This window comes from Candidatus Thalassolituus haligoni (assembly GCF_041222825.1).
Taxonomy (GTDB): Bacteria; Pseudomonadota; Gammaproteobacteria; order Pseudomonadales; family Oceanobacteraceae; genus Oceanobacter; species Oceanobacter antarcticus.
In genome coordinates this window covers 4,256,066-4,277,633 of the sequence record NZ_CP139482.1, presented here as the reverse complement: position 1 = coordinate 4,277,633, position 21,568 = coordinate 4,256,066, and the positions used below count along the sequence as shown (strand labels likewise).

Annotated in this window: 17 protein-coding genes; 6 read left to right on the top strand and 11 right to left on the bottom strand. The window is 54.6% G+C overall.

Features of this window, described 5'->3' with window-relative positions; all coding sequences use genetic code 11:
* Positions 1-164 precede the first annotated feature (164 nt).
* Positions 165-1,040 carry a helix-turn-helix domain-containing protein gene (locus tag SOJ49_RS19335; RefSeq protein ID WP_369856103.1) on the bottom strand — a complete coding sequence of 292 codons (876 nt, stop codon included), beginning with the start codon at positions 1,038-1,040 and terminating at the stop codon, positions 165-167.
* Between the two features lie 161 nt (positions 1,041-1,201).
* Here SOJ49_RS19335 and SOJ49_RS19330 point away from each other — a divergent pair, with 161 nt between their 5' ends.
* The 3 genes from SOJ49_RS19330 to SOJ49_RS19320 are packed head-to-tail and all read left to right on the top strand — an operon-like array spanning position 1,202 to position 4,640.
* Positions 1,202-3,247 (top strand): TonB-dependent receptor, encoded by a 2,046-nt coding sequence (locus tag SOJ49_RS19330; RefSeq protein WP_369856102.1) that lies wholly within the window; start codon positions 1,202-1,204, stop codon positions 3,245-3,247.
* 44 nt (positions 3,248-3,291) lie between these two features.
* The gene (locus SOJ49_RS19325; RefSeq protein ID WP_369856101.1) at positions 3,292-4,422 is read left to right on the top strand and encodes a PepSY-associated TM helix domain-containing protein; all 1,131 of its coding nucleotides are present in this window, start codon (positions 3,292-3,294) and stop codon (positions 4,420-4,422) included.
* The gene (locus tag SOJ49_RS19320; RefSeq protein WP_369856100.1) at positions 4,419-4,640 is read left to right on the top strand and encodes a hypothetical protein; all 222 of its coding nucleotides are present in this window, start codon (positions 4,419-4,421) and stop codon (positions 4,638-4,640) included. Before SOJ49_RS19325 ends, SOJ49_RS19320 begins: the two co-directional genes overlap by 4 nt.
* Before the next feature lie 46 nt (positions 4,641-4,686).
* Here SOJ49_RS19320 and SOJ49_RS19315 read toward each other — a convergent pair whose 3' ends face one another.
* Positions 4,687-7,044: a Tex family protein gene (locus SOJ49_RS19315; protein WP_369856099.1), complete on the bottom strand. Its 2,358-nt coding sequence runs from the start codon at positions 7,042-7,044 to the stop codon at positions 4,687-4,689.
* Between SOJ49_RS19315 and SOJ49_RS19310 the strand changes: the two genes are divergently transcribed.
* Positions 7,028-7,522, top strand: a complete 495-nt coding sequence (locus tag SOJ49_RS19310; RefSeq protein WP_369856098.1) for a hypothetical protein — start codon at positions 7,028-7,030, stop codon at positions 7,520-7,522. The two genes, SOJ49_RS19315 and SOJ49_RS19310, sit on opposite strands and share 17 nt — an antisense overlap.
* 216 nt (positions 7,523-7,738) lie before the next feature.
* Here the strand turns inward: SOJ49_RS19310 and rho are convergent, their stop codons facing one another.
* Together rho and trxA are read right to left on the bottom strand one after the other, a co-directional pair.
* Positions 7,739-9,001, bottom strand: a complete 1,263-nt coding sequence (rho, locus tag SOJ49_RS19305; RefSeq protein ID WP_369856097.1) for a transcription termination factor Rho — start codon at positions 8,999-9,001, stop codon at positions 7,739-7,741.
* Between the two features lie 172 nt (positions 9,002-9,173).
* On the bottom strand, positions 9,174-9,500 hold the full coding sequence (trxA, locus tag SOJ49_RS19300; RefSeq protein WP_369856096.1) for a thioredoxin TrxA: 327 nt from the start codon (positions 9,498-9,500) through the stop codon (positions 9,174-9,176).
* A gap of 159 nt (positions 9,501-9,659) precedes the next feature.
* On the opposite strand from trxA, the gene ppx reads away from it, so the two are divergent.
* Positions 9,660-11,165, top strand: coding sequence for an exopolyphosphatase (gene ppx / locus SOJ49_RS19295; RefSeq protein ID WP_369856095.1), 1,506 nt, complete (start codon positions 9,660-9,662; stop codon positions 11,163-11,165).
* Between the two features lie 68 nt (positions 11,166-11,233).
* Here ppx and ppk1 read toward each other — a convergent pair whose 3' ends face one another.
* The 4 genes from ppk1 to rpiA form a co-directional block, all read right to left on the bottom strand.
* A complete protein-coding gene (ppk1, locus tag SOJ49_RS19290) occupies positions 11,234-13,333 on the bottom strand; it encodes a polyphosphate kinase 1 (protein WP_369856094.1) in 2,100 nt (699 codons plus the stop codon).
* A gap of 9 nt (positions 13,334-13,342) precedes the next feature.
* On the bottom strand, positions 13,343-14,353 hold the full coding sequence (gene hemB, locus SOJ49_RS19285; RefSeq protein ID WP_369856093.1) for a porphobilinogen synthase: 1,011 nt from the start codon (positions 14,351-14,353) through the stop codon (positions 13,343-13,345).
* Between the two features lie 164 nt (positions 14,354-14,517).
* Complete coding sequence (locus tag SOJ49_RS19280; RefSeq protein ID WP_369856092.1) at positions 14,518-17,298, bottom strand: YdbH domain-containing protein; 2,781 nt, start codon at positions 17,296-17,298, stop codon at positions 14,518-14,520.
* Positions 17,298-17,972, bottom strand: coding sequence for a ribose-5-phosphate isomerase RpiA (rpiA, locus tag SOJ49_RS19275; RefSeq protein WP_369856091.1), 675 nt, complete (start codon positions 17,970-17,972; stop codon positions 17,298-17,300). The genes SOJ49_RS19280 and rpiA overlap by 1 nt, the downstream gene beginning before the upstream one ends.
* A 136-nt stretch (positions 17,973-18,108) precedes the next feature.
* Here rpiA and ilvA point away from each other — a divergent pair, with 136 nt between their 5' ends.
* On the top strand, positions 18,109-19,626 hold the full coding sequence (ilvA, locus tag SOJ49_RS19270; RefSeq protein ID WP_369856090.1) for a threonine ammonia-lyase, biosynthetic: 1,518 nt from the start codon (positions 18,109-18,111) through the stop codon (positions 19,624-19,626).
* 8 nt (positions 19,627-19,634) lie between these two features.
* On the opposite strand, the gene SOJ49_RS19265 is transcribed toward ilvA, so the two are convergent.
* The 3 genes from SOJ49_RS19265 to smrA form a co-directional block, all read right to left on the bottom strand.
* A complete protein-coding gene (locus tag SOJ49_RS19265; protein ID WP_369856089.1) occupies positions 19,635-19,949 on the bottom strand; it encodes a ribbon-helix-helix domain-containing protein in 315 nt (104 codons plus the stop codon).
* A 94-nt stretch (positions 19,950-20,043) separates the two neighbouring features.
* Positions 20,044-20,610: a DJ-1/PfpI family protein gene (locus SOJ49_RS19260; protein ID WP_369856088.1), complete on the bottom strand. Its 567-nt coding sequence runs from the start codon at positions 20,608-20,610 to the stop codon at positions 20,044-20,046.
* Positions 20,611-20,800: 190 nt separating this feature from the next.
* On the bottom strand, positions 20,801-21,385 hold the full coding sequence (smrA, locus tag SOJ49_RS19255) for a DNA endonuclease SmrA (protein WP_369856087.1): 585 nt from the start codon (positions 21,383-21,385) through the stop codon (positions 20,801-20,803).
* Positions 21,386-21,568 lie beyond the last annotated feature (183 nt).

The following is a 21,568-nucleotide window of genomic DNA, read 5'->3' as shown; positions in this document are numbered from 1 at the left end:
TCCCAGCGCTGAGAACCTGGCTTTGGCGAGACGGAGCTATTTCGCTGGCTATATTCGAAACCATCCGAAACCATCCGAAACCATCCGAAACCATCCGAAACCATCCGAAACCATCCGAAACCATCCGAAAGCCCAAAGCGGGCACCGGATTAAATAGATGTCCCCTATTGGTTGTGTGAATTTTTCCACTGATTGGGGAGAATGCCGACCCAGTGCCTGAACGCAGCGGCGAATTTGGCTGGGTTGGAATAGCCCACCCTCAGGGCTGTTTCAGTGACCGTCGTGTCATTCAATAAGAGCAGCCGAGCCAGTTTCATTCGTTGAAACGTCAGGTACTGATAAGGGGTGTAACCGGTTTGGCGCTTGAAGGTGCGGGTGAAGGTTTTGGCATCCAGACCGCAGGCATGAGCCAACTCCGTGACTCGCAGGTCACCGTCCAGCCGGGTATCCATCATTGCCATTGCGGCCTCCAGTTTTCCGCAATTACTGGCTGTTATGCGCGTCGGGTAGCGCTGACTCTGCAGTAGCTGGGTTAACCGGTAGATCAGCAACGATACCCCATGGTCGAAAAAGGCCGATGCTGCGCCATGGCATTCGGCGTTGCGTAGCAGGGCCAGCATCAGTTCCGTCAGCAGGGTGTCATCCAACAGTTGTCGGGTAGCCGGGCGCAATTCTTCCGGGTTGATCGAGCCACTGTGGCAGGCGGGAATATCGTCGATATCAAAGGCGATAGCCAATGTGTCCATGGCGGGGGTGAAACCTTCGGCAGCGCTTTCCGGCAAGGCAAAGCCCGCTCTGCCTGGTTGCCAGACATCGTCTAGCAGGACGCTGTTGTTTTTCCTGACCGTTCGCCCACCACCCCCAACGCATAACATAAATACGGCATAGGGCCGGTCGCGGCCGATTCCTGAAAATGCCCCGTAGCTGGCCTGGCTGATAACGACTGAACCAGACGGATTGGAAATCAGTGTGTTGCTGCCCTCGCCAAGGGAGTTGAGTTGTTGGTAAAGCTTATCGCGGTGGTTCGACCAGTTCGTCATGGCGTCTTCAGTTTGTCGTGATGACCTTGCCAAGTGTCCTTTTTGGAGTGGTCGGAGTTGGTTGTAACGCTACTATTAATACGAAGGATTTTCAATTGCAACTATTGAAGGTCACGTATCCCATAACCAACTGACAATGTAATCAAGCCAGGAGAATCGTCGTGAACCTGAAGATCAACCCGCTGGTGTGGCTGGGCAGTGCTGTGGTGGCAACCACATCTGTTGCATCTTTGGCAGAATCTGGCCAGCAGATAGAAGATAACCGGATTGTGCTCATTGAAGAAATCGTGGTGAGGGGAGAGAAAACCAGTCGCCCCCTGAGTGAAACGGCGTCCAGTGTGTTGGCCAAGACAGGAGAGGATCTGGACAGTATGGCGGGGGTGCAGATGTCTGGCGATTTGCTGGAACATATTCCCAATATCGTAACCGTTGAGCCGGGTAACGATGCTCCGGCCGTGCGTGGTATTGATGGTACCGGGCCAGCGTCTGGCGCCAATGCCTTTCTGGCCGGCACCCGACCGCGCCTGACCTATCAGGTGGATGGACGTACACTCGGTTTTAATGAGTCGGTTTTCCAGTCTGCGAGTTTGTGGGATATCGATCAGGTCGAGGTCTACCGGGGGCCTCAGAGCACGCTTCAGGGGCGTAACTCTATTGCGGGTGCGGTTGTAATGACAACCGCAGATCCCTCGTTTGAATGGCAAGGAAAAGTTCGCGCCATGGTCGGTCAACAGCAGCATCGTGGCGGTTCATTCGTGGTGTCTGGTCCGCTGCTGGGTGACACGCTGGCTTTTCGTTTGGCGGGTGACTCTCAGCAGCATAAAACAGCGGTGGATTTTACCCCGTATGCGGAAGAGGACGAACCGGATCGCTATCGAACCCAAACGCTGCGAGGCAAGCTGCTATTTGTACCTGTTGAGGGTTTTCGTACCCTGCTGACGGCAGGTGTGACAGATGGTCGCGCTCCTCAGTCCGAGCGAGTTGTGCGACCGTTTGAAGAACGTGAAGCTGAATTTCCCAATCAGCCGACATTTCATTCCCGTAACGTTTACGGGGTGCTCGATAGCCAGTGGCAAGTGTCGGATCTGATCGCGCTGGATGTTGCTCTTCAAACCACTGACTTCCACACCGACCGCCATGCTTTGACGGGCCAGGGTAACCTGGAGATTGATGGCGTGGAGAAGGTCTTTCAGCCCATGCTGCGTATTGGTGATGCCGCGTATGACACTGTCTCCGGTTTTCTTGCGGCCTATGTGTTTCGCAGCGAGCAGGATGAATATATTGATCTGTTCGGCGGCGGTACTTTCCGCGATGAAACGGATAATGATGCCGTTTTGGGTGAACTGAACTGGCGCATCAGTGAGGCAATGGCATTGATACTGGGCGCTCGTTACGAAGAAGAATCCCGCTACCGGGTCGGTGGCGCTGGCCCGTTGCTGATTGACTTCGAGGATGAGTACAAAGAATTTTTGCCAAAGATCAGCGTCAGCTTTTACCCCGACGAACTTTGGACGCTGGGACTCTCTGCCGGTCGAGGATACAACGGCGGTGGTGCCGGAATTACGCTCAGTTCGCCATTTGTAGATTACAGTTATGACCCGGAATACATCTGGAATTACGAAGGCTTTATGCGTGGGCAGCTGATGGATCAGCGGATGGGCGTTACGGCCAACGTTTTTTATAACCGCTTCAGCGATATGCAACTGCCGTTCAATCTCGCCTCCGGTTCGACGGTAATTCGTAATGCCGACAAGGCAACCACCTGGGGCCTGGAAGCGGGCATGGACTACTATTTATCGGAAGGGAATGAAGTGTATCTGAACCTGGGCTTGCTGAAGACGCGGGTCGACCGTTACGACGACGATACGGTTGAGGGCAATCAGCTGGCACGTTCCCCGGCCTACTCTCTGGACACTGGTGTACTGGCGACACCATACGATGGTCTCGAACTGACACTCAGCGTGCTGTATACCGATGCGTACTACTCGGATGCGACCAATACGCCGCGTGGCAAGGTCGATCCGTACGCCGTCGTCAACGCTCAAGTCAGTTACGCGATCAAGCAAACCCGGCTGTTCCTCAGCGGTAAGAATCTGCTCGATAACGACAGCGAAGTCTCGATACTGACGGGCGACACCGCCGCCGATGATTCCGCGACCTTATTGCAACCCAGAACGCTGTTGGCCGGCGTTGAGTTTGGGTTTTAGGTGGCGCTATGACATTAACTGGGCGAACGGTCAGGCGTTGGTATTTGGTTCACAAGTGGTCCAGCCTGATATGCATGCTGTTTATGTTGCTGCTGTGTATTACCGGGCTACCACTGATTTTTCACAGTGAAATTGATCAGTTGACTCACAAACCGGAGTTTATCGGAGCGGTGCAGGGGAACTCGTCTGCCAGTCTCAACGACATTGTTGAGCAATCAAAGATGGCAAAGCCGGGTTGGGAATTGGTGTTTTTGGTCTGGGATGACGAGCAGCCGATCATACGTGCCGTCATGGGTGAAAGTATGAACGTCAGTGAAGGCACGGCGTATTTTCTTACGTTTGACCGACGTACTGGCAAGCGTTTGCTGGCCCGCTCTCCCAATGAAGGCATCATGTTCTTTCTGCTTGATTTGCATGGCAGCTTGCTGGCGGGACTACCGGGAGCCTTGTTCCTGGGTTTGATGGGAGTGCTGTTTGCGGTTTCTGTCATCAGTGGCCTGGTGGTCTATGCACCTTATATGCGCCGCTTGCCCTTTAGCGCAGTACGGCGTGAACGGGGGCCTCGCATCCAATGGCTCGATATTCATAATACGACAGGCATGGTGACGACCAGTTGGGTCATGATCGTCGGAGTGACCGGTATCATACTGACGCTGGTTCAGCCGCTCAGTTTGTTGTGGAAACATGGCCAATTGGCCGAGATTGCTGCGGAATATCAAGGTACTGCCCTAACAGCCACGGTGGTCGGCCCGGACAGGATTCGAGATGCGGTGTTCACCAACGTGCCGGATGCGGATATCTCTTTTATGTCGATGCCTGGTAGTCCATACGCGACACCGCACCACTATACCGTGGCCTTGAGAGGTAATACGCCACTGACGGAACGCCTGATCAAGCTGGCGATTGTGGATGCGGAGACTGGCCAGTTGGAGGATATCAAGAACACACCCTGGTACCTGACCATGGTGAACCTGTCAGTGCCATTGCACTTTGGCGATTATGGTGGGTTGCCACTTAAAATTATCTGGGCAGTGCTGGATCTTATAACCATCGTCGTGTTGGGATCCGGGGTGTATCTGTGGCTGGCCCGTGGCCGCAAGGGCGCAAAACGAGTCGAGGAAATATACGACGCTGCAGCACAGCAGCAAGAACCACCCCATGGAGACAGCGTATGAACAACCCCGGAAGATTACGCTCTGGCTGGGAAATTTATCGCTGGCCGCTGCTGGTTAATATGATGGCGTTAGCGGGGATTTTTGCGGCACTGATTGGTAATGGCTGGTGGGATGGATTTTCCTGGCTGACGCTGGGGTTGTTGTCGGTCGGAGTGTCATTGACTATCGGGACACGGCGACTCAATGTCATGGCGAGAAAGCATATAGGCCCTGAATAGGGGCAGTAACACCCCGCGTTACATGCGGGGTGTTGATCGTTTCAACTTATTTCTTTTTGGCGTTGGACAAAGCCGCTGCCAGTGCCCCGGCCATGGCGCCCTGGCCTTGTGGCTGTTTGTCGCCAAACGAGGTCTGATTGCTGCCACCGCCACGTTTATTACCACCGTTGCGTTGCCCCCGGTTTGCCTGTTCGGCGGCTTTTTCATTGGCGTCGTCGCTCAGCCGCATTGACAGACCGATACGTTTGCGGTTGGGGTCGACTTCCATGACTTTTACCTTGACGATATCACCGGCTTTGACGACATCGCGCGGGTCTTTGATATAGCTGTCAGACAGCGCGGAAATATGCACCAGTCCATCCTGATGCACGCCGATATCCACAAAGGCACCAAACGCAGCAACATTGGTGATCACGCCTTCGAGCACCATATTGGGTTTCAGGTCGGAAATTTTTTCGACACCCTCCTGGAATTCGGCAAAGCGGAACTCCGGGCGCGGGTCACGACCCGGTTTCTCCAGTTCGGAAAGAATATCTTTTACTGTGATTAATCCGGCCTGCTCGCTGACAAACTGCTCGGCATTAACCGATTTGAGAAACGCGTGGTCACCGACCAGGCTGCCGATATCCTTGCCGAACTGCTTGGCGATGTTATTCACCAGCGGATACGACTCGGGGTGTACGGCGGAGGCGTCGAGAGGGTTGCTGCCGTTCATAATACGCAGGAAACCGGCCGCCTGTTCGAAGGTTTTGGCCCCCAGTCGTGGCACCTTGGCCAATTCCTTACGGCTGGTAAAGGCGCCGTTTTCGTCACGAAAGGCGACAATATTGTTAGCCAGGGTACTGTTCAAACCAGAGATGCGGCTCAGCAACGGGACAGAGGCGGTATTCAGGTCGACGCCGACCGAGTTCACACAATCTTCTACTACGGCATCCAATGAACGGGCCAGCTGACTCTGGTTGACGTCGTGCTGGTACTGGCCAACCCCAATGGACTTGGGTTCGATTTTCACCAGTTCTGCCAGTGGATCTTGCAGACGTCGGGCAATAGAAACGGCGCCACGAATGGTGACGTCGAGATCCGGAAATTCTTTTGCTGCCAGCTCTGATGCCGAATACACCGAGGCACCGGCTTCGTTGACCATGATTTTTTGCACTTTCTGGTTGGCATCCAGCGCCGGATTGATCTTTTTCAGCATATCGCCGACAAACTTGTCGGTTTCACGGCTGCCAGTGCCGTTGCCAATGGCAATCAGTTGCACGCCGTGTTTGGCGATCATGACTCTCAGTACCGCTTCCGATTCAGCAAATTTGTTCTGCGGCGGCGTGCAGTAAATCGTGCTGTGGTCGAGCACCTTGCCGGTACTGTCGACCACGGCAACTTTTACGCCGGTACGCAAACCAGGGTCGAGACCCATGGTGTTTTTGGCGCCAGCGGGGGCGGAAAGCAGCAAGTCTTTCAGGTTGTCAGCAAAGACCTTGATGGCCCCTTCTTCGGCACTTTCCCGCAACTGCCCGACCAGTTCGGTTTCCAGATGCGTCAACAGCTTGATGCGCCAGGTCCACTTGACGACTTCGGCGAGCCAACGATCTGCGGCCCGGCTTTCATTTTTGAGGCGGAAGTGCCCCGCAATCATGGCTTCGCACGGACTGCCTGCTTGTTTGTCTGCCAGCTCGGCTTGTGTCACCAGTGAGAAACCCAGTATGCCTTCGTTACGACCCCGCAGAATCGCCAGCGCACGGTGACTCGGCACGCTTTTTAACGCTTCGTCGTGTTCAAAGTAGTCGGCAAACTTGCTGCCTTCGGCTTCCTTGCCGGGGATAACCCGGACAGACAAGGTCGCTTCTTGCTTGAGAAACTGGCGTAGTTTGGCCAGCAGGTTGGCATCTTCGGCAAACCGCTCCATCAGGATGTATTTGGCTCCATCCAGCGCGGCCTTGGTATCTTCCACGCCCTGCTCGGCATTGATAAAGCCTGTGGCTTCGGATTCTGGCGTCAGGGTCGGGTCTTGCAGCAGGCGTTCGGCGAGTGGTTCCAGCCCAGCTTCAATGGCGACTTGGCCCTTGGTGCGGCGTTTTTTCTTGTAGGGCAAGTACAAGTCTTCAAGCCGGGTTTTGGTATCGGCAGTGAGGATGTCGCGTTTTAACTCGGTGGTCAGCTTGCCCTGCTCTTCAATGCTTTTCAGGATACTGCCGCGACGATCTTCCATCTCGCGCAGATAGCGCAACCGCTCTTCCAGATTCCGCAGCTGGGTGTCGTCCAGTGCGCCGGTGACTTCTTTCCGGTAGCGGGAGATAAACGGCACCGTAGCACCTTCATCCAGCAAGGTAACGGCGGCGGAGACCTGTTGCGGGCGGATGTTGAGTTCTTCTGCAAGGCGTTGGCCTATGGATTCGAGCAGCATAAGGAAAAGATCCAGGTTCGATTTTCAAAGCAGCGCGAAGTATAGCGGGATTGGCGGGCCGGTGCTGCAGGTCGCTTTTTTCTCAGGCGTTGACGGTTCCATGTGTGCCAGAATTGTGACACATCGAGCAGCTTGGAAGGGCTGTTCAATGTGTCAGCAAGCAGGAGTAGGCGGTTCAAGAAAATTGTCGCTGACAGTTAGGGGGCGGTCGGTTTCGACATGTTTATACTGCTACTGGCAAAAGGAAAATGAAGAGGAAGCAAACAAGGCATTTGCAGCGGCTCTGGCCAATTTGCCGCTGATTAGCCGCAGTTCGGCACTTACCTTGGTTTGCCAACTTTCCGGGGTACTGGAATCCCGTCCTGAATGTGCCGAGGTCTATGCCTCGTTGCTGGAAAAAATAGCGTTGCGGCGATGGACCCGAGAGCACCCCGCGCATTTTGGTGACGAGCGAAAGGGCTTGCCAGTCAGAGAGTGAAGAAATTGATTCAGTGAGGTGTGCTGAACAAGCTCAATGGTATTGACGAAAGTGCACTTGAATTCAAAGCATAAAAAAAATCCAGAACCCGGTGTGAGTTCTGGATTTTTTGTGTTCGATCATTCAGACAAAGCACTTAACGGATAAAAATCAACCGAACGGTGCTTTTTGTTATCCGCTCAAACATGGTCTGAGCGGATATTTAGCGCATAAACATTACTTGCCGCCACGCATGGAATCGAAGAATTCATCGTTGGTCTTGGTTTGGCTCAGCTTGCCAAGCAGGAATTCAATCGACTGTACGTCTTCCATTTCTGTGAGCAGTTTGCGCAGAATCCACAGACGTTGCAGGGACGATTCATCAAACATGATGTCTTCGCGACGGGTGCCGGAACGGCGGATATTGATCGCAGGGTAAATCCGCTTTTCCGCGATCTTGCGATCCAGATGCAGCTCCTGGTTACCAGTACCCTTGAACTCTTCGTAAATCACTTCGTCCATTTTGGAGCCAGTGTCTACCAGTGCGGTGGCGATAATCGTCAGGGAGCCGCCTTCTTCAACGTTACGGGCGGAGCCGAAGAAACGTTTTGGCTTTTCCAGTGCGTTGGCATCAACACCACCGGTCAGTACCTTGCCGGAGCTGGGTACTACGGTGTTGTAGGCCCGTGCCAGACGGGTGACCGAGTCGAGCAGAATCACCACGTCACGTTTGTGTTCAACCAGACGCTTGGCTTTTTCGATCACCATTTCGGCGACCTGGACGTGACGCGCAGGAGGCTCATCGAAGGTTGATGCGACGACTTCACCACGAACCGAGCGTTTCATCTCGGTCACTTCTTCCGGCCGCTCGTCAATCAGCAGCACAATCACATCACATTCCGGGTTATTCCGGGTGATGGACTGGGCGATGGTCTGCAGCAGCATGGTTTTACCGGCTTTGGGCGGCGCAACAATCAGACCGCGCTGTCCTTTACCAATCGGGGCTACCAGATCCAGTACGCGGGAAGAAAGGTCTTCGGTCGAGCCATTGCCTTGTTCCAGAAAGAAGCGATGGTCAGGGAAGAGCGGGGTGAGGTTTTCAAACAGAATCTTGGATTTGGCGTTTTCAGGTTTGTCGTCGTTGATTTCGGCGACTTTTAACATCGCAAAATAACGTTCGCCATCTTTAGGGGGACGGATTTTTCCTGAAATCTTGTCACCCTTGCGCAGATTAAAACGGCGAATCTGGCTGGGTGAAACATAAATATCATCAGGACCGGCAAGATAAGAGCTACTGGAGCTTCTTAAAAAGCCAAAACCATCCTGCAGGATTTCCAATACCCCATCACCATAAATATCTTCCCCGCTCTTGGCATGATGCTTGAGAATGGCAAAGATAATATCCTGTTTACGGGTACGACTCACATTCTCGAGATTCATTTCCTTGGCGATATCAAGGAGTTCGGGAACGGCTTTCAATTTAAGGTCGGAAAGATTCATAGGGAAAGATAAGTGCAATTTAGTGGGTGTTGGGGCGGAGCTTGAAACGATATCAAGAGGAGAAATGCTTTGGAGAACCCAAGGCGTAAAGAAACTATAGACTCAATATATGGGGGTGTCCAGCCCAAAAGGTGCGGTGGCACCTTTTGGGTGTTGCAAGCAGGGTGAATACTTACAGAGCTTGCTGGATAAAGGCCGTCAGTTCGGATTTGCTCATGGCGCCAATCTTGGTCGCTTCAACGTTTCCGCCCTTGAACAGGATCAGGGTCGGAATGCTGCGGATACCGTATTTGGGTGCTGTTGCTTCGTTCTGGTCGATATTCAGTTTGGCAATTTTCAGCTGACCCTTGAATTCTTCCGCAATTTCTTCCAGCACAGGAGCAATCATTTTACAGGGGCCACACCATTCAGCCCAAAAATCTACCAGTACCGGCAGGTCGTTACTCAGTACGTCCGTTTCAAAACTGTCGTCACTCGTCATCAGAATGAGATCGCTCATGGTTTCCCCTTGCGTGTTGAGGTCATAATTAATGTCATTGTACGCTGGACCCTGTGGGAATCAATCGCAGAGATAGATCAAAGATCTACTGGACGCATGCTCTTGTGAGTTGCATATTCGGGGCTTGCCCTAAAAAAGACAGTTTCAGGACTTCGAGTTATGTCAGATACCTCAGCCCAGCCAGGCGAATTGATTGCAGCGGTTGATCTGGGCTCCAACAGTTTTCATATGGTCGTCGCCCGCGAATTTCATGGTGAATTTCGTACTCTGGAACGGCGTGGACAAAAAGTGCAGCTAGCTGCTGGTCTGGATGAGCACTACATGCTGTCGGAAGAGGCACAGCAACGCGGTCTGGATTGTTTGCGAGAGTTTTCCCAGCGTTTGCAGGGCATGGATCCTGCCAAAGTGACGGTGTTGGCAACCAACGCGCTGCGTGCCGCCCGTAACCGCCAGGAGTTTATTGAACGGGCCGAGGCGGTACTGGGTTATCCCATCGAAGTCATTGCCGGGCGCGAAGAAGCCCGCCTGATTTATCTGGGCGTTGCGCATACGCTGGCGGATGATATGGGGAATCGTCTGGTGGTCGATATTGGTGGCGGCAGCACCGAGTTTATTATTGGTGAACGGTTTGAACCGAAGGCACTGGAAAGCCTGCATATGGGTTGCGTATCGTTCACCCGGCGATTTTTTGCCGATGGCCTGATTACCGAAGCCGCGTTTGAGCAGGCAGTTGCCGCTGCTCGTCAGGAGTTGCTGAACATAGAAACCCATTACAAGCAGCTTGGCTGGCAAAACGTGGTGGGATCTTCCGGCACGATTCGGGCAGTTGAGCAGTCCGTGGTGGAATTTGGCTGGTCAACGGAAGGGATAACACGTCCGGCGCTAAAAAAATTACGCAAGCAGGCACTGCAATTTGCCACGCTGGATGATGTGGTATTACCTGGGGTCAAGGTCGAGCGTCGTCAGGTGTTTATTGGTGGACTGGCGATTTTGACGGCGGTATTTGACACCTTTGATATTGAACACATGGTGTATTCCGATGGTGCCTTGCGTGAAGGGGCGTTGTGGGATTTGTTCGGGCGCTCGAGTCACGAAGATGTACGCCAGCGCACAGTTCAGTCGCTGAAAGAACGCTTCTATGTCGATGATGCGCAAGCGGCCAGGGTGAGTGACATGGCTCGTGCCCTGTTTGTGCAGGTGAATCAGCACTGGGGGATGGACGACAGCCTGGTGCGCTGGCTGTTGTGGGGGGCAGAGTTACATGAGATTGGCTTGAGCCTCTCTCACAGTGGTTTCCATAAACACGGTGCCTATCTGCTTCAGCACGCAGACATGCTGGGCTTTACCCGCCAGGGGCAAGTGAAACTGGCAGCTCTGGTACGTTGTCATCGGCGTAAATTCAGCCTTGAGGAATTTGCGGCGGTATCTCCCGGACGTCGTCAATTTGTGATTCAGTTGACCCGACTGCTTCGCATCGCGGTTATTTTAAACCACAGCCGTGGAGCGCATCCGGTGCCGGTGCCTGTTGTTACCATTGCTGAGGATAATCAACTGCAACTGCAACTGCCTGAAGGTTGGTTGGCGGAGCATCCGCTGACGGCCGGTGACCTGATGGCGGAAGTGGAATTCCAGAAAGCTGCCGGCATGGCGCTTGGTGTGATGTAGCCGTATGGAAGTGGATTGGCCGCACGATATGCCGTGCGGCTACTTAACCCGGAACCCGGTGATATCAATCAGCTTGATGTGGTTGCGAGCGTGGCCAGCAAAATACTCTGGGCGCGGATGGTTTCTTCACCCTCGGCGGGTTGGAGGCGAACATAGCGGCCATCCGACTGCAGTACCCAGGCCTGGCTGTTGTCCAGCATATAGGCTTCCAGCTCCGATTTGACCCGATCTTTCAGTTTGTTGCTTTCGATCGGGAAGGCGGTTTCCACCCGATTCAACAGGTTACGTTCCATCAGGTCGGCACTGGCGGCATATACTTCGTCCTTGCCGTTATTGAGGAAGTAATACACCCGGGTGTGCTCCAGGAAGCGGCCAATAATCGAGCGTACTTCAATGTTCTCAGAGACACCGGGAATCCCAGGTTTGAGACAGCACATGCCGCGAATGATCAACTCTACCTTCACGCCAGCCTGCGAGGCCTTGTAAAGCGCCCGGATCAGTTTTGGTTCGGTCAGGCCATTGGCTTTCAGGCGGATCAGTGCCGGATGGCCTGCTTCTGCATGAACCCGTTCCCGTTCAACCAGTTCGATCAGTTTTTTGTGCAGTGTGAACGGTGCATGAAACAGCTTCTTTATTTTTAATGCGGCGCCCATGCCGGTCAGTTGCTGGAACACGGCGGCGACGTCTTCACCCATGACATCATTGCTGGTCAGGAAGCTGTAGTCGGTGTACGCCCGTGCGTTGCCAGCGTGGTAGTTGCCGGTGCCGAGGTGCACGTAACGTTTGTAGCGGTCTTCTTCTTTACGCACTATCAGCATCATTTTGGCGTGGGTCTTGTAGCCGACCACGCCATACACCACCACGGCACCGGCTTCCTGCAGGCGGTTGGCGAGGTAGAGGTTTTCTTCCTCATCAAAGCGCGCACGCAGTTCAATAACAACCGTGACTTCCTTGCCATTACGGGCGGCATCCACCAGCGCATTAACAATTTCAGATTTGGCACCCGTGCGGTACAACGTCTGTTTGATCGCCCGCACCGCCGGGTCTTTGGCGGCTTCGCGCAGCAGGTCGACGACGGGTGTAAAGGATTCAAACGGATGTAGCAGCAGCGTATCGCGCTCGCGCATGCTTTCGAAAATGCTCTTTTTGAACTTGATGTTCTTGGGCAGCCCGGGTGTAAAAGGCGTGTACTGCAAATCCGGGCGGTTGATCTGACCAATCACTTCCATCATCCGGCCCAGATTCACCGGGCCATTGACCATGTACAGGTCGTTGGCTTCCAGGCTGAATTTGTGTAACAGGAAGTTCACCAGCTCGGACGGGCAGTTATCTGCCACTTCCAGACGCATCTCTTCGCCAAAGTTGCGTGAGTGCAGCTCATCTTCAAGGGCAGAGGCGAGGTCGTTGGTGCCGTCTTCGTCAATCTCCAGATCGGCGTTGCGGGTAACCCGGAACTGGTAACAGCCCTTGACTTCCATGCCAGGGAACAGCTCATCGGCATGTTCGTGAATCATGGACGACAGGAAAATAAAGTGATCACCGCCATTAGTCAGATGATCTGGAATACGAATAATACGCGGCAGCGAGCGCGGTGCCGGAATAATGGCCAGCCCTGTTTCACGACCAAAGGCATCCTTGCCATCCAGTTCAACAATAAAGTTCAGACTCTTGTTCACCAGACGCGGGAACGGATGGGAAGGATCCAGCCCGATCGGACTGATCAGCGGCTGGATACTGTCGCGGAAATAGCCTTCAACCCAGAGCCGTTGCTCTTCGGTCCAGTCACGGCGGCGCTGGAAGTGGATATTTTCCTGTTCCAGCGCTGGCAGAATGGTTTCATTGAGAATTCGGTACTGACGTTCAACGGTTTCGCTGCAGAGCGTATGAATAGCGCTCAGCACCTGTTGTGGGTGCATACCGTCAGCCCCTGCCTGTTCGCGGGCGAAGGTCAGCTGCTGGGTCAGGTTGGCGACTCGGACTTCGTAAAACTCGTCCAGATTGCGGCTGAAAATACACAGGAAAAACAGCCGATCAAGCAGTGGGTGGCTTTCATCCAGTGCCTGCTCCAGCACCCGGATATTGAACTGTAAATGGCTCAGTTCACGATTGAAGTAATACTCACTGCTACTCAGGTCGATACTTGCTTCGGTTGTCTGTACGTCGCTCATTCTGCTTCCTTAAGCGTTGATCCACTCTGCGTATTGTTTGGCGTAATAGGTAAGAATGCCATCGGCACCGGCGCGCTTCATGGCGGTGAGGGCTTCCACCATAACGGCGTTATCATCCAGCCAGCCATTCGCCACTGCCGCTTTGTGCATGGCGTACTCACCGCTGACCTGATAAACGAAGGTGGGGGCGCGGAATTCATCCTTGATGCGGCGAACGATATCCAGATACGGCATGCCCGGCTTGATCATCACCATGTCGGCACCTTCGGCCAGATCCATAGCCACTTCATGCAGCGCTTCATCGCTGTTGGCCGGATCCATCTGATAGGTTTTCTTGTCGGCTTTGCCGAGGTTGGCCGAAGAACCGACCGCATCGCGGAAAGGGCCATAGTAGGCCGATGCATATTTGGCGGAATAGGCCATGATGCGGGTGTTTACAAAACGATCTTCTTCCAGCGCAACGCGGATATCACCAATGCGGCCGTCCATCATATCGGAAGGAGCGACAACGTCGGCGCCAGCTTCGGCATGAGACAAAGCCTGTTTCACCAGCGTATCGACGGTGCGGTCATTCAGTACATAGCCATCCTGATCAATGATGCCATCCTGGCCATGGGTGGTGAACGGATCCAGGGCAACGTCGGTAATCACACCCATCTCGGGCACGGCATCCTTGATCGCCCGCACAGCGCGTTGAGCCAGACCATTAGGATTAAATGCTTCTTCCGCCAATTCGGACTTGGCACTGTTCGGCGTTACCGGGAACAGGGCAACCGCCGGGATACCGAGCTGGTACAGGTGCTTGACCTCGGCGACCAGCAAATCAACGGACAGGCGTTCGATACCTGGCATGGAAGCAATCGCTTCACGTTCCTGATGGCCTTCGAGCACAAACATCGGGTAAATCAGGCTATCGGTCGTCAGCTGGGTTTCGCGCATCAACCGACGGGAAAAATCATTGCGGCGCATACGACGCAGTCGAGTTTCTGGAAACATGCGTTGAGAGTCAGTGAAGGCCATGATGTGCTCCTGAGTTACCCGTGAAAAAACAACCCGGATTGTAGCTCGCTTTGGCCGGGGCTGGTGACTTTATCCTGGAGGATAGCGCCGAATTCCGAACCTGAATCAAAAGACGGGCAGCCTAGATCAAATACATGACGGTTTTGCGGCAATCAGAAAGGTTGTTATTGGTATTTCTGTTCCAGCCGATTGATCACGTCGTCGGCCACCCGCAGGCTGGACAGCAGGTCGAGCAGGTTGTATTCCAGATTGACGTTGAGGTGAGTGGCCTGGCCGTTGAAGAAATCGGGGTTGTTGCCTTCAAATTTGAGGCTGAGGTTAAGTGAACCATCGGGTTGGTAACGCACGCCGGAGCTGAGCTCTTTGAAATGAAAATTTTCCAGTAATTGCATTGCCAGGGCGACACTGGGGTCACTTTGTTTGAGGGCTTCACTGGCATCGGTTTGATAGCGGATAGTGCCGCCGGGGGCGCGGGCAAACAGATTGCCTCCCGGAATACTGGGGCCTTGTTGAGTCAATACAATTGGCAGTACGCCATCGAGCAGGCCATCGGCTTCCAGTTCGGCGCTGGGTTCCAGCTGCGCCAGGCTGGCCAGCTGTAATTGGTCAATCGCAATGCCGAAAGAGTTGATTTCCTTGCGGCTGTCGTACATGACCGCCGGAATGTAAATACGACCCCCCAGCAGGCGGGTATGCAGCTCGCGGATGTCGGCGCTGGCCCAGCTGAAGTCGTGGGCGAGGGTGACGTCTGCTCTGGCCAGCAGGTCGGTCATTTCGACCCCGGTGTTGAGAGTGTCGCCTCCCACCTGGCTGTTGATCTGATAATTACCCTCACTGCCCGGCCGCATCGCCATTAAAAACTGCCAGTTGTCCAGGGTGATGCGGTTGTCGTAGACCAGGCTGATATTGTCGCCACGTAGCATGATGTCGGGCTGGAAACGTTGCTGCTCAAGGTTCCAGTCAACCCAGCCCTGACCCGACAATTCGCCGCTGAGAATATCGACGCCGGTCAGGTCGGGCATGCTGTTCAGCCCCAGTTTGTTCCAGACAATACTGCTGTTGAGGAGCTGAAATTGCCAGGAACCGGCACCGGATTCGAGTTGGTGCTGGAGTTGGCTACGCAGCTGCAACTCGCCGTTGCCCAGGCGAATCTCGGGATTGGCAGTGAGCTGCGTAGTGGCGACGTTGTAACGAATATCGGCGCTCAGGCGAGCATCTGGCAGCGGCCATTGCTGCCACTGTGATGGCCGAAGTAATAGCCGCAGATGGCACAAGGGTTGTACCAAATCGACGGTGCAGCGTAGTTGTGAGGCGCCGGTACGAATAATCCGCTCTGGTTGTTGCAGTGTCAGCGGATCGAGGTCAAATGCCAGCTCGGAGAGCGGCGTAAAAGGTGTCTCGAGTTGATTGCTGTCCCAGGTCGCGCCAAAACGGCCGCTTTGGCGGATGTGTAAGGCGGCGACGCGCCACTGTTCAATCGGTTGCGGACTGGCGTTGAAGGCGGTGTCGTCGAGGTGAAGGGTCAGTGGGCCGGTACGATTGAGTGTGAGTTGCAAGTGACTGGTCATATCCCAGGCACTGGTAATGGCAGCGCTGCGCAGGTTGCCCTGGGCGGCCAGCTGAATCTGTGCGGTTAGCATGGGCTGGTCGGTCGTGCTGACGCGATTCCAGTCCAGTTGCAAAGGCAGATTGGCGGTGCCATCCAGATGTTGTTGATCCTGATCTTGCTGAAAACGCAAGGTGGGGCTGGCACTGGCATGGCACTGAGACAGTAACGGGTTGCACTGTATCTCTGCTTCCCAGGGGCTGATATCCAGGGTCTGGTTTGGTAGCTGAAGCCGGATGGCGGGGCCACTCAGTTGGCTGTGCCAGGCATCTTGCTGATGTTGTAGCTTGAGCTGCCATTGCCTGGAGAGGGTGTTGGCGGTGGCTTGGGTTTCGATTTGCAGCTCTGGCAGATCTCGACGGATCAGGTGCTTGCCGGGTGCCATGGTTAACCGGGTGACCGCTTCCAGTTGCAGGTCTTGTGGTAAGCGAAAACGATTGTTAACGGTCAGGGTAGCGGTGGATTCCAGTGTATCAAGGGTCGCCAGCACCGGGTGAGCGGTGAACATCTGGCGTATTTCTGGCGGCAAGCGATAGGCCTGACGGGACAGCTCGGGCAGTATCAGTACTTGTCGTAACTCGGCTCGAGTGGTGGTTGCATCCTGTTGCAGTTGGATAAACCAGTGCGCCAGCAGGGTGGACTGATCGGATAGCTGCGCCAGTATCTGGCCATTGGCCAGCAGCTGCAGATTGAGGTTCCAGGGTGGCGCGGGTGGTACGTCGGCGGTGATCTGGGTAGCCGGGAACGGCGTCAACTGACCGAGCAACTGCCAGTGTTGCGCATTCAACTCGACAGCTAATCTGGCCTGCAGCAGGGGGTGATCGAGTTGCAGTGTCTCAATGCTGATGTCTTTGATCGGCAGACTTGTCAGTAGCTGGTTCAGTGCCGGCAACTCGATCCATTCATTGTCCAGCTGTGCGCGGGCGGCGGCCTCGGTGCTGTTGGCTTGGGCGGCAGCGAGGCGGGTACTGGTACTGCCAAGCACAATGTGCAGCTCGCGGATACGCAGTTGCTCCAGCTGACCGCCGAGCAAGCCCAAGGAATCGTATTGCAGCTCGCCATCCAGCAGCGCAAGAGTGGTGCCGTCAGCCAGCCGGGCAGTGAGGTAATCCAGTTCGAGTTGATGCCATTGCAGGGTTTTTATCTGCCAGCTGACTTCGATTCCGGTGATTTGTTGCACCAGCGCCGGAAGCCACTGGTTGGCAGCGGATTTCACCAGGGTTGGCAGCGACACCAGAACAACAAGCAGCAGGCACACGACCAGCAGCCCGAATGCCGCCAGGCCCCGGCTGAGCCAGGTAAGCGTGATCCGCCAGCCGCTCGGGGGCCGGGTACTCATTACTGTGCGGTCAGGGTTTTAACGCCCTCATCGGTGCCTAGCAACAGGGTGTTGGCCGGACGCATGGCGAACAGACCGTTGGTGATCACGCCGGTGATCTGGTTCAGCTGTTTTTCCAGCGTGATGGCGGCATCAATACGGAGGTTGTAGACATCCAGAATCTGACCGCCGTTGTCGGTGATTACACCATCGCGATAGACCGGATCGCCACCGAGTTTGACGATTTCCCGTGCCACATGGGAGCGAGCCATGGGAATCACTTCAACCGGTAGCGGGAAGCTGCCCATGGTAGCGACCAGCTTGCTTTGATCGGCAATGCAGATGAAGTGGCGGGCGACGGCGGCGACGATTTTTTCACGGGTCAGCGCCGCACCGCCGCCCTTGATCATCTCCAGCCGGTGGTTAATCTCATCGGCGCCATCAATGTAGTAGTCGATGCTATCAACGGCGTTCAGATCGTAAACCGGAATGCCATGCTCGCGCAGGCGTTGGGCCGAGGCTTCAGAGCTGGCGACGGTGCCATCAAACAGATGTTTGTGCCGGGCCAGGGCATCAATAAAGCAGTTGGCGGTAGAGCCGGTGCCAACGCCGACAATGGTGCGTTCTTCAAGGTGAGGCAGAAGATATTGTGCTGCGGCGTCACCGACGGCTTGTTTGAGTTCGTCTTGAGTCATGTTGATTCCGTATGTCCAAGAGGTGCGGGTCGTGCTTAAACGGCACCCATTATAGAGCGCTGTGCGTTACAATGCCTGGCTTCATTCTTCCTTGCCAGGCAATCCGGTCTGGCCTTGCTTCAGGATTGGCCACTTCATGTTGAACGAGTATCTGAAAAAAATCCTTACCTCGCGGGTTTACGATGTTGCCATCGAGACGGCGCTGCATATTGCCCCATTTTTGTCAGAGCGACTGGGTAATCAGATCTGGATTAAACGTGAAGACCAGCAAGGTGTGTATTCCTTCAAGATTCGTGGTGCCTACAACAAGGCGGCACAGCTGACTGATGAAGAAAAAGCCCGTGGTGTGGTGACGGCTTCTGCGGGTAATCACGCCCAGGGACTGGCATTGGCAGCCCGTGATCTGGGATTAAAAGCCGTGATTGTGATGCCCCGCACCACGCCGGAAATCAAGGTGCGCTCGGTCAAGGCCAAGGGGGCCAAAGTGGTGCTGCATGGCGATGCCTTTGACGATGCCTTTGCCTATTCGCAAAAGCTGGTCGCTGAGAAAGGCATGACCTATATCCATCCGTACGATGACCCGGATGTGATTGCCGGACAAGGCACCATCGGTATGGAAATTCTGCGGCAGATGCAACAGCCCGTGGATGCGGTGTTTATTCCGGTTGGCGGTGGTGGTCTGGTGGCGGGTGTGGCCGCTTATATCAAGGCGCTCAAGCCGGAAGTCCGGATTGTCGGGGTTGAATGTACCGAGTCCGCCTGTCTGGCGGCGGCGCTGGCGGCGGGTAAGCGTGTCACCTTGCCGGCAGTGGGTATTTTTGCTGATGGCGTTGCCGTGGCCACCATCGGTGAGCATACCTGGGCGATTGCCAAGGATTGTGTTGACGAGGTGATTACCTGTACGCCGGATGAAATTTGTGCCGCGATCAAGGATGTCTTTGATGACACCCGAGCTGTCTGTGAACCCGCCGGGGCACTGGCGATTGCCGGGGTGAAAAAGTACGTTGAGCGCGAAGGCTGCGAAGGCCAGAATCTGGTGACCATTCTGAGTGGCGCTAACGTCAATTTCGATCGCTTGCGCTATATCTCGGAAGTGGCAGAAATCGGCGAAGGTCGTGAGATCATTCTGGCGGTCACCATTGCCGAACAGCCTGGTAGCTTCCAGCGCTTTTGCTCGTTACTGGGCAAGCGTCCGATCACCGAGTTCAACTATCGTTATGGCGATGATGACAAGGCGCGTATCTATGTTGGTGTCAAAGTCGGCCCTGAGCCAGGTGCGCGGCAGGCCCTGCTGGCGGAGTTGCAGGCGGACGATTACCCGGTGCTGGATCTGACCGATGATGAAATGGCCAAGTACCATATTCGTCATATGGTCGGTGGTCATGCGCCCGCTGCGGTCGATGACGAACGCCTGTATCGATTTGAGTTTCCCGAGCGTCCGGGGGCGTTGTTGCTGTTCCTGAAAACCCTGGGCAAGCGCTTTAATATTTCGTTGTTCCACTACCGTAACCACGGCGCGGCCAGTGGCCGGACGCTGGTGGGGTTGCAGGTGCCGGAAGAAAAGCTGGCCCAGTTGCACGGTTATCTGGATGAACTTGGTTACCCCTACTGGGACGAGAGCGACAATATGGCCTACCAGTTGTTTTTGCGCTGATTCAGTCGTCAGTGCTGAATATCCGGGCTCAAGCGGGCCCGGTCTGGTGGTACTGTCAGGCGCTGGCCCTGGTTGAGGTGCGTGGTGCAGGCGACTCGCAGCAGTGAGGCAAAGTTACCGACCTCGCCTCGCCGTGCAATCACTTCGCGGTGAATGCGGCTTAGAAACGTACCCAGTGACAGCTCCGCATCACTGGCGATGTCTTCTAGCAAATGCCAGAAAACCGCCTCCAGCCGAATACTGGTGACAACACCATCCAGGCGGATGGAACGGGTTTTTAATTCAAACAACTCAGGTTCGGCAGCGGAATAAATTTCACACATATCGCCTCCTCTGGCACCGGCCAAATTCAGAATGCCCTGCGGATATGGCAGGGCGTATCTGGACGATTCTAGCGGGTTTGGCCAGAAGGGAAACTCACAACGCCATTAGTAGCTGATTAAATTGAGCCAACCATGACGGATGAGCAGGCCAGGCCGGAGCGGTCACCAGATTGCCGTCGGTAACGGCTTCGGTCACCGCGATATTGGCGTAAATACCACCGGCCATCGTAACTTCTGGCGCGCAGGCGGGGTAGGCGGAAATCGTACGCTCACGAATAACATCTGCCGTGGTCAGAATCTGGGCGCCATGGCAAACGGCCGCAATCGGCTTGTTGGCGTCGGCAAAGTGTTTGACCATGGTGATCACGTCGCTGTTCAAGCGCAGATATTCCGGGGCGCGACCACCGGGCAGTAGCAGGGCGTCGTAATCCGCGGGGTTGAGGCCCGCAAAATCAGCGTTCAGCGCAAAATTATGGCCTGGTTTCTCCGTGTAGGTCTGGTCGCCTTCAAAGTCGTGAATGGCCGTTTTGATGATGTCGCCCGCGGCTTTATCCGGGCAGATTACATGCACTTCGTGACCCACCATCTGCAATGCCTGAAAGGGCACCATCAGTTCGTAGTCTTCAACAAAATCACCGGCAATAAACAGTACCTTGGCCATGAGTCAGTTCCTTATTGTTATCTGGAATTGTTATCTGGACTGTCGTCACAACGACGACGGGCTTTTACTTTAAGGGCTGGTTAACGGCGGTGGGTAACAGCGGAGTACTACATGATGATGCCATGCTGGGTGGCCGACATCCCGGATGCGGCAATAGCGGTAGTCGGAGTTGGTTTGCCGCTGGCTGATATTACAGCCGTCCCTTGCTGTACAGTTCTCTGGCTTGCTGTTTCTTGCGTTCGCTTTTTCGCAGTAATACATAAAACACCCCGGCTCCGCCGTGCTGCGGTTGGGCGGTATGGTAAGCCTGGACGTCATCAATCTGTTCCAGCCAATGCACCAGGTAGCTTTTTAATATTGCGGAATCACCTTCACTGCGTTCACCTTTACCGGGCAACACAATCACACTGCGAATGTCGTGTTCCATGCAGTCCTGAAAAAATCGGAACAGTTGTCGGCGGGCCTCTTCTACCGTGCGGCGATGCAGGTCGAGACGCGCCTCGCTCTCATATTTTCCCAGACGTAACTTGCGAAATACGCCATCCTGAATCCCTGGACGTTTAAAGCCAACGACATCGTGTGGGCCAATACGTTTGATGTTGCTTGTCTGTAAATAATTGGGGTCGCGTTTGGGGCTGTCATCAATGGCCGCAAGGCGGCGTGCCTGTTGTGAGGCCAGTGTAATATCCCCCTTTCGAAGAGCGACTTTGGCTTGGGTTTGCAGAGGTTTGACGTCTTGCATCTCCTGGAAAAACGTATCGTCGTGATCGGTCATGGGGCTGCGCTCTAACGAATGTTCCCACCTATAATAACCAGTATTGGTGCTGGACGGTAACCGGGTGGACGGATTCAGGTATGGATACTTGCAGATGAACTGTGACAATTCTTTGCTCAGGCTCACACATCCAGGACGGTTAGATGTCTCAATGTGATATATCGTTGAGTGGTTTATAAATAA

Bases quoted from the DNA above. Each gene is read 5' to 3' on its own strand.
- smrA (WP_369856087.1), bottom strand. From the start codon at position 21,385: ATGACCGATCACGACGATACGTTTTTCCAGGAGATGCAAGACGTCAAA.
- SOJ49_RS19310 (WP_369856098.1), top strand. From the start codon at position 7,028: ATGGATTCGAGCAGCATAAGGAAAAGATCCAGGTTCGATTTTCAAAGC.
- SOJ49_RS19280 (WP_369856092.1), bottom strand. From the start codon at position 17,298: ATGAGTACCCGGCCCCCGAGCGGCTGGCGGATCACGCTTACCTGGCTC.
- SOJ49_RS19320 (WP_369856100.1), top strand. From the start codon at position 4,419: ATGAACAACCCCGGAAGATTACGCTCTGGCTGGGAAATTTATCGCTGG.
- trxA (WP_369856096.1), bottom strand. From the start codon at position 9,500: ATGAGCGATCTCATTCTGATGACGAGTGACGACAGTTTTGAAACGGAC.
- SOJ49_RS19265 (WP_369856089.1), bottom strand. From the start codon at position 19,949: ATGTGTGAAATTTATTCCGCTGCCGAACCTGAGTTGTTTGAATTAAAA.
- SOJ49_RS19260 (WP_369856088.1), bottom strand. From the start codon at position 20,610: ATGGCCAAGGTACTGTTTATTGCCGGTGATTTTGTTGAAGACTACGAA.
- ppk1 (WP_369856094.1), bottom strand. From the start codon at position 13,333: ATGAGCGACGTACAGACAACCGAAGCAAGTATCGACCTGAGTAGCAGT.
- rho (WP_369856097.1), bottom strand. From the start codon at position 9,001: ATGAATCTTTCCGACCTTAAATTGAAAGCCGTTCCCGAACTCCTTGAT.
- SOJ49_RS19335 (WP_369856103.1), bottom strand. From the start codon at position 1,040: ATGACGAACTGGTCGAACCACCGCGATAAGCTTTACCAACAACTCAAC.
- ppx (WP_369856095.1), top strand. From the start codon at position 9,660: ATGTCAGATACCTCAGCCCAGCCAGGCGAATTGATTGCAGCGGTTGAT.
- hemB (WP_369856093.1), bottom strand. From the start codon at position 14,353: ATGGCCTTCACTGACTCTCAACGCATGTTTCCAGAAACTCGACTGCGT.
- rpiA (WP_369856091.1), bottom strand. From the start codon at position 17,972: ATGACTCAAGACGAACTCAAACAAGCCGTCGGTGACGCCGCAGCACAA.
- SOJ49_RS19315 (WP_369856099.1), bottom strand. From the start codon at position 7,044: ATGCTGCTCGAATCCATAGGCCAACGCCTTGCAGAAGAACTCAACATC.
- ilvA (WP_369856090.1), top strand. From the start codon at position 18,109: ATGTTGAACGAGTATCTGAAAAAAATCCTTACCTCGCGGGTTTACGAT.